Source organism: Actinophytocola sp. (assembly GCF_045807065.1).
Lineage (GTDB): Bacteria > Actinomycetota > Actinomycetes > Mycobacteriales > Pseudonocardiaceae > Actinophytocola.
Genome location: NZ_JBJMIE010000326.1, coordinates 20,416 through 27,986, shown reverse-complemented (window position 1 = coordinate 27,986; position 7,571 = coordinate 20,416). Strand labels below are relative to the sequence as shown.

Here is a 7,571-nt window from a genome sequence, read left to right as displayed (position 1 = left end):
TGGGCGCGCGCGAGCCACACGACTGGGGCGAGACCGAGGTCACCACCTATCTGGACGCGGCAGGTGACCCCGCCTTCCACGCCGAGTACGACCTGGGCTCTGTCAAGGCCGTACTCGCCGGCAACACCGGCAAGAACATCGTCATCATCGCCGGGTTCTTCCGGCGCGAGGGCGAGGGCGCCGCCAACACCTTCTGCCGGGAGTTCTTCGTCCCGCGGTCGTAGCCAGGCGTCAGGCCCGCGACCACGCCCGCCGGAACGCCGGCAGCAGCACGAACACGATGGCCAGTGCGGCGGTGCCGGACAGCAGGTACACCGATTCGGGGCGCAACAGCCCCACGACCAGCCCGCCGACGCCGTACGCGACCAGCCCGGCGGTCCGGTGGATCCCGGTGACGCTGGCCATCACCCGGCCCATGGCGGCCTCCGGAATGCGCATCAGCAACAGGGTGCCCATCGTCACGGACACCATGCTCATGCAGACGCCCGCCAGGACGTACAGCGCGAACGTGGCGGGCAGGGAATGGACCAGCCCGACCATGGCGATGCAGACGGACATCACCGCGGCCGCGAGCGGGGTGCCGAGGATGATGCGGCGCACCGTGTTCAGCTGGCTGGCCAGCACCGCGCCGATCAGCAGACCGACCGTCTGCGTCGCCTGGAGCATGCCGAACGCCAGGTCGCTCGCGCCGTAGGTGTCGCGGACCAGGAACACCTGCGCCACGTAGATGAGGTGCACCACCAGGGGAAGCATGACCGCCAGCGCCACCACGGCGGTGAGGGCGCGGTCGGTCAGCACCATCATGATCCCCGCGCGCGCGAACGGCTTCGGCTCGTCCGGGGTCGGGCGCCGGCGAGTGCTGATCAGCTGGCTGATGCCGGCGATCACGACGAAGATCACCGCGTCGAGCAGCAGGGGGACCCGGGCACCGCCGGTCAGACCGGTGATCATGCCGCCCACCGCCGGTCCCACCATCGTGGCGATGGTGACCGCGACCTGCTGCACGCTGTTCGCGGAGGCCAGCTGTCCACTGGGCACCATGACGCTGATCAGCGCGACGAAGACCGGGTTGGTCACCGCCGTACCGCACGCGTTCAGGGCCGCCAGCACGAGCACCAGCTGCGGTTGGTCGACGAAGCCCAACAGCGCGCAGGCGGCGGCCTGCCACAGGCTGCTCACCACGAGCAACGAACGGCTGTCGAACCTGTCCACCATCACCCCGACCACCGGGGCGAACAGGACGATCGGCAACGCCCCCGCCGCGAGCAGGCCGGAGACCGCCCAGGCGCCGGCGCCGCGGTCGTGGAAGTCGAGCAGCAGGGCGGTGACGGCGACCACGTTGCAGAGGATGGAGGCCGCCCTGGCGCCGGCTGCGACATAGAGGTCGCGCGGTAGTGCGCGAACAACGTCTTGATTCATGTACGTGCCAATCCGATCGCGCCGTACTTAGGTAGATTTCCTTAGGTGTTGCCGATCCCTAGGAGATTCTGCCACTCCCGCTTGATCCCCAAGTGATCTATTGTGAAAGTACCCCTGCTCCACCATTTAACACCCATGTATCGCCTGTCCTTCACGTTACCCCCTGTTCGGACAGGTGACCTTAGGCGAACACAAATCGTCCGGTTACCTGTTGCCGGATATAGAGATGGGTTCACATGTCACTGATACGAGCGCGGCTCGTGATCGTCGTGGTGGCGGCATTCGCGGTCGCGGCGGTAGGTGTCGCCCGGCTCGCCACGTCGTTGGCCGCCCCCGCCGTCGTGAGCGTACAAGCCACTGTGGACAGTCTGACCGCTCAGGTCAGCAAGGCGGGCTGGACCGAGATGGACACCGACATGGCCGACGACACGACGGGGTACCAGATGCCGCCGGCGATGATGCCCGGCATGCCCGAGAACGGCGACGAACGGCTCTCCGTCTCCGTCACGGTGGTCAACACCAGCGGCGACACCCGGCTGTTGCGGCCCGACGAGGAGTTCGCACTGCGCACCGGCGCGGACGGCAAGCGGCGGGCGCCGCACTCGGACACGTTCGGCGACCTGCCCCGGCTCGCCCCGCACAACGCGGTTCAGGGAACACTGTTCTTCGACCTCAAACCCGCCGAGTTGACCGCCGCACCGGCGTATATCGAATGGACACACGAGGGCACGGCCAGCCGGCTCACCATTCCGATGGACGGCGTGCGCAGCGGCCCGACCCATTCGCATGGTTCCTGACAAATTCACCCGGTACATCAACCACGGTTTTTGCCGACGACCCCCTGCGTCTTCGGCAGATGGAAAGGGGAATTCATGTTCTCGTCCCGCCACAATGTCCATGAGGACGTTGTGCCTCCCTCTGGCGGCTGGAGACCCGCAAGCCGCAGACCACGGAGACACGACGTCGATCCGACCACGCCGCTTTCCGCCCGCACGGGACAGGAGGGCGGCGTGGTTCTCGCGTTGGTCGTCGCGGTGGCGGTCACCCTGTCGCGCTCCGTCGCGGCGGTGCTGTCCGGTGACGCCGCGCAGACCGACCAGGTCCTCGGTGTCCTGCTGGACGCCATACTGACCGTCCCCGTGGCCGGGGCCGCCGTGTGGCTGGCCGGCCGGACCGCGTCCCTGATCGGCATGACCGCCCGGCGACCCGCGACGTCCCTCGGCACGGCGGCACTGCTGTCGCTGTACTTCGTGCCGCTGTTCGCGCCGCTGGCCGCGCTGCTGACGCCGTTGCACCAGCTGGCGGGTGTGGCGGGTGGGGAAGCACACGCCGCGCACGAGTTGACCGGCCTCGACGTGGCGGGCCTGGCCAACCACGGCCTGCAGAACGCCGTCGCGGCGCAACCCGTGGTCCTCGTCGCCGCCCTGGCGACGCTGGCTGTCGTCACGGGGTGGGCCGACCGGCTCGCCCCGCCGCTGCGAGCCGTCCGCCGGGGCCCCACCCACGTCTCGACCGTGGTGTCGGCGATCGTGGTGCTGGTCGCCGGCGTCTTCCTGGTACCGGTGTCGCTGACCGCGTCGTCCGCCACCGCGGAGGACGACGCCCCCACCACGCACGTCGGCGGGTGCGGCAGCAGCGGTGTGGCGACCCGCACCTACAACGTGTCGGCCATCAACGTCGACATCACCCTCAACCGGTTCGGCGACCACGACCCGTTCGGGTTCATGTACGTGCTGAACGACAAGCTGGACGACGTACGGGCCCAGGAGGCGGCTCTCAAGGCCAACGCCGCGGTCGGCTCCGACGGCAGCGGCGCGAAGGTGTCCAGCGGCCTGCGGCAGGACCCGATCCAGCCGCTGGTCATGCGTGCCCGGCTGGGTGAGTGCGTCCAGGTCAACCTGACCAACCAGCTGACCGCGGCGCCACGCGGCGGCCCCGGCTTCACCGCGGTTCCGTTGATCACCCAGCCCGGTGGGGTGCCGTCGGTCTCCATGGACATCGCCGGCGTCTCCTACGACGCGGCCCAGGGAGCCGGTGGACAGGCGGTCGGCAACAACCCGACCAACGTGATGGTGCCGCCCGGCGCCACCTACACCTACCGCTACTTCCTCGACCCGCTCATGGGCGAGGGGGCCAAGACGTTCCGCAGCGGTGGCGACTCCACCCAGCTGACCCTGCACGGCCTGTTCGGCACGCTCGTGGCGGAGCCGGCCGGGTCGACCTGGCTGGACCCGGACACCGGCGCGGACCGCACGACCGACCCGGAGTTCAACAGCTTCGCCGCGATCATCAAGCCCGGCAGCGGCGCGACGTTCCGCGAGTTCGTCATCATGTACCACGAGATCGGCGACGAGATGTTCAACGTGCGCCGACCGCCACGGGAGAGCGGCACACCGGCCAGCTGTGTCGCCGAGACCGACGGGCTCGGGGTCGGTGACCCGTTCGGCATGCGGGACGAGGGCGGGTCCGCGGCCTGTGGGTACGGCACCCTCTCCTACCGGCCGAACAGCCGAGGGCTGAACTACCGCAGCGAGGCGCACTACCGGCGACTCCAGTTGCAAGGGCTCCGCGGCTTCCAGACGGACGCGACCTCGGACGACGCCGAGTCGCTCGCCTACGGCTCGTACCAGAACGGCGACCCGGCGACCCCGATGCCGCGGTCGTACCTCGGTGAGCCGACGATGATCCGGATCGCGCACGCCGGCGGCGAGACGCTGCACGTGCACCACCTGCACGGCGGCGGCGACCGTTGGCCGCAGAACCCCAACGCGGTGACGGACAACTCCACCGGTGGGTTGCAGAAGACCCCGACCAACGACGCCTCGTCGATCATGCTCGACTCCCAGACCCTCGGTCCGGGCGAGAGCTACAACAACAGGATCGAGTGCGGCGCCGGTGGCTGCCAGCAGGCGGCGGGTGACTTCCTGTGGCACTGCCACATCGCCCACCACTACGTCGCGGGCATGTGGTCCCTCTGGCGGGTGTTCGACACCAAACAGCCCGATCTCGCCGTGATCCCCGGCAGGAACGCACCGCCGACCGCGGTGACCTCGCAGGGCCTGATCGGCAAGACCGTCGAGGGCAGGACCGTGATCGGGTCGGGTACCCCGACCAGCAGCCAGGTGCTGCTGTCCGACCTCGTCGAGCGGGAGATTCCGCCGCAGGGCGTGCGGCTGAACAACAACGACGCCACGGTGTGGGACTGGCAGAAGGCGGGCACGGCGGCCTCACCGCTGTACAACGGTGAACCCGAGACCACCCAGGTCTGGCCGGACTACCAGTCGCCGACACCGGGGCAACGAAACCCGATCATGTTCAACCCCACCAACGGCCGACCGGCCTGGCCGATGTTCCGACCGCATCTCGGCATGCGGCCGCCGTTCTCCGGCAACGGTCACACCGGGGCCGCGTACCTCGGTGAGACCGGCTCGTCGACCCGGCCGGACGGCATCTGCCCGCAGAACGCGCCGGTGCGGACGTACAACATCACCGCGATCAGCGTGCCGGTGCAGGAAACGATCCGCGAGCGGGACGAGAAGGGCCAGGTCTACGTACTCAACGAGGACAAGGACAAGGTGCTCGCCGACGCGCGGAGTGGGGCGAAGGCCCCCGATCCGCTGGCGATCCGGTCGAACGTCGGTGACTGCGTCGCGATCACGCTGACGAACGAGATGAACCCGGAGCAGCAGGCGAAGGTGAACATGCACACGCACTTCGTGCAGTTCGACCCGCAGAGCTCCGACGGCGTGATCACCGGCTTCTCCTACGAGCAGTCGGTGTACACCAACTCGATAGAGCCGCACACGCTCACCGCGGCCGCGGCGGCCGGTGCCACCACGGCCACACTGTCCAGTGTGACCAACCTGCGGGCCGGCATCTACATCGCCGTGGGCAGTGGGAAGGCCAACATCGAGATCAGGAAGATCACGGCGGTCAACGGGAACACGCTGACCTTCGACCGCGCACTGTCCTCGGCGCACGCCGCCGGTGACCCGCTGTCGGTCGAGTTCACCCAGTACCGTTGGTACTCCGATGTGGACAGTGGGACGGTGTTCTGGCACGACCACGTGGACGGGCTCCAGTCCTGGGCACACGGTCTGTTCGGCGCCCACATCATCGAGCCGCGCGGCTCGACCTACCACAACCCGCAGACCGGTGCCGAGGTCCGCAGCGGCACGATCGTCGACATCCACACCACCAGCCCCGTCGGGGGAGGTGTCCGCAGCTCGTTCCGGGAGTTCATGATCTTCCTCTCCAACGGTCGCCGCGGTAGACCAGAGCTGACCGCGGATCCGGCCGTCGTGGGAAGGATCGATCGCAACGCGGGTCAGGAGTGTGAGGAAAGCTCGATCAACCTGAGAGCCGCGCCCATCGGCGAACGAACACCGCCGGGGACGAACACACAACAGAGACAGGAGTTCAACGGCGGCATCGTCTGCCGCAACGCGACGAGCCGGGTCAACGACCCCTCCGCGGCCAACACCGTCGTGGCGACGGTGACCGCGGTGGATCCGTACGTGTTCTCCTCGGTCAAGTACGGCGACCCGAGCACACCGCTGCTGCGGGCGTACGCCGGAGACCCGGTGGTGATCCGCACGATCGGCCTGAGCGACCGGGTCGAAGCACTGCGCATACAGGGACACCGGTTCGCCAGGGAGCGGTTCAACGGCGACGGCGAGCTCGTCGACGCCGCGACGACCGGTATCTCGGAGCGCTTCGACTACGTGTTGGACGGCGGCGCGGGTGGTCCGCAGCACCTGCCGGGTGACTACCTGTACTACAGCACCCGCAACTTCGCGTTCGAGTCGGGCGGTTGGGGCATCTTCCGGGTGCACGACCACCTGAGGTCGGATCTGCGTCCGCTGCCGGACCGGACCGCTCCGCCGAGCGGCGCGGGGTTCCCGCTCCTGACACCGGCGACGGGGAACACCCAGGCATCACCTGGGCCGAACCCGGCGGCGACGTCGAGCAGCGTGGTCTCGTCGTCGGCGACCCCGTGCGCGACGGGCGCCCCGGTGCGCGGCTACGACGTGTCGGTGTTCAACCAGACGCTGCCGACGGCCCCCCAGGCCGACACCAACGGCATCATCTACTCGTTGACCTCGGACATGGCGGCCATCAGGGCCGGCACGAAACGGCCGGAACCGTTGGTGCTGCGCGCGAACCAGGGTGACTGTCTACAGGTGACACTGCACAACCAGATCGACGCCGGCACGCAGTACGGCGGCACCAGAGCCGGGTTCGATCTGGGGAAGCTGTTGTACAACCCGCAGACCTCGGCGGGCAGCGCGGTCGGGCTCAACCCCGACACGACGGTGGCCGCGGGGCAGACGTTCACCTACCGGTTCGCGGCCGACAAGGTGCTCGGCACGTCGGTCTTCCAGGACCTCGGCAGCCCGGCGGCCATGCGGCACGGCGCCTACGGCCAGGTGATCGTCGAGCCGGCGGGCTCCACGTGGTTCGACAGCGCCTCCGGGGCGCAGCTCGGTGCCACGAGGACCAGCAACCAGGCCATCATCCGTGCGCCGAGCGGGAACTTCCGCGAGTTCTCGGTCAGCATGGGGTCGAACGACCAGCACTTCTCGCAGAGCATCAACCAGTACCAGGACGTGATCGCGGGTGCCGGGGTGAACAGCCAGTTCCCGCTGTTCAACCAGCAGGTCGCGAACGCGCCGGTGTACAACCAGGTCAACTACTCGAGCGCGCCGCTCACGACGCGGTTGGGGTTGACCACGTCGCCGCCGAACCCGGATCCCGCATGGGAGTTCGCGTTCAGCTCGACGCGCTTCGGTGATCCGGCGACACCGGTGTTCCGGGCGATCGCCGGCGACCCCGTGGTGATGCGGTTGTCCATTGGGGCCTCCGACCAGTTCCACGTGTTCAGCGTCGGCGGGCACGTCTTCCCGCAGGAACCGAACATGTGGAACGGCGGCAGCGACCGGCGGTCGCAGCTGTTGCAGGCGCGGTCCTTCGCCGCGGGCGAGACGGCCGAGATCGAGCTGGTCGGCGGTGCGGGTGGTACCACGCGTGCCACCGGCGACTACCTGTACGGCGACCTGCGCCAGCAGTTCGCCGAGGCCGGGATGTGGGGCATCTTCCGGGTGCTCCCCGCCGGGTCCTCGGGACTGGCCGCTCTCCAGTAACTGGAAAGG

General features: G+C 68.8%; 4 protein-coding genes. 3 read left to right on the top strand and 1 reads right to left on the bottom strand.

The annotated features are described in order from the left end of the window. A partial coding sequence (locus tag ACJ73U_RS18930; protein WP_407778975.1) for a hypothetical protein occupies positions 1-224 on the top strand: 224 nt, incomplete at its 5' end. A gap of 7 nt (positions 225-231) precedes the next feature. Here the strand turns inward: ACJ73U_RS18930 and ACJ73U_RS18925 are convergent. Beyond that, positions 232-1,419 carry an MFS transporter gene (locus ACJ73U_RS18925; RefSeq protein ID WP_407778974.1) on the bottom strand — a complete coding sequence of 396 codons (1,188 nt, stop codon included), beginning with the start codon at positions 1,417-1,419 and terminating at the stop codon, positions 232-234. Positions 1,420-1,655: 236 nt separating this feature from the next. On the opposite strand from ACJ73U_RS18925, the gene ACJ73U_RS18920 reads away from it, so the two are divergent. Together ACJ73U_RS18920 and ACJ73U_RS18915 are read left to right on the top strand one after the other, a co-directional pair. After that, the gene (locus ACJ73U_RS18920) at positions 1,656-2,216 is read left to right on the top strand and encodes a hypothetical protein (RefSeq protein ID WP_407778973.1); all 561 of its coding nucleotides are present in this window, start codon (positions 1,656-1,658) and stop codon (positions 2,214-2,216) included. Between the two features lie 213 nt (positions 2,217-2,429). Further along, positions 2,430-7,562: a hypothetical protein gene (locus ACJ73U_RS18915; protein ID WP_407778972.1), complete on the top strand. Its 5,133-nt coding sequence runs from the start codon at positions 2,430-2,432 to the stop codon at positions 7,560-7,562. Positions 7,563-7,571: the final 9 nt, after the last annotated feature.

Excerpts from the sequence above, each read along its gene's own strand:
- ACJ73U_RS18925 (WP_407778974.1), bottom strand. The coding sequence starts at position 1,419 with ATGAATCAAGACGTTGTTCGCGCACTACCGCGCGACCTCTATGTCGCA.
- ACJ73U_RS18920 (WP_407778973.1), top strand. The coding sequence starts at position 1,656 with ATGTCACTGATACGAGCGCGGCTCGTGATCGTCGTGGTGGCGGCATTC.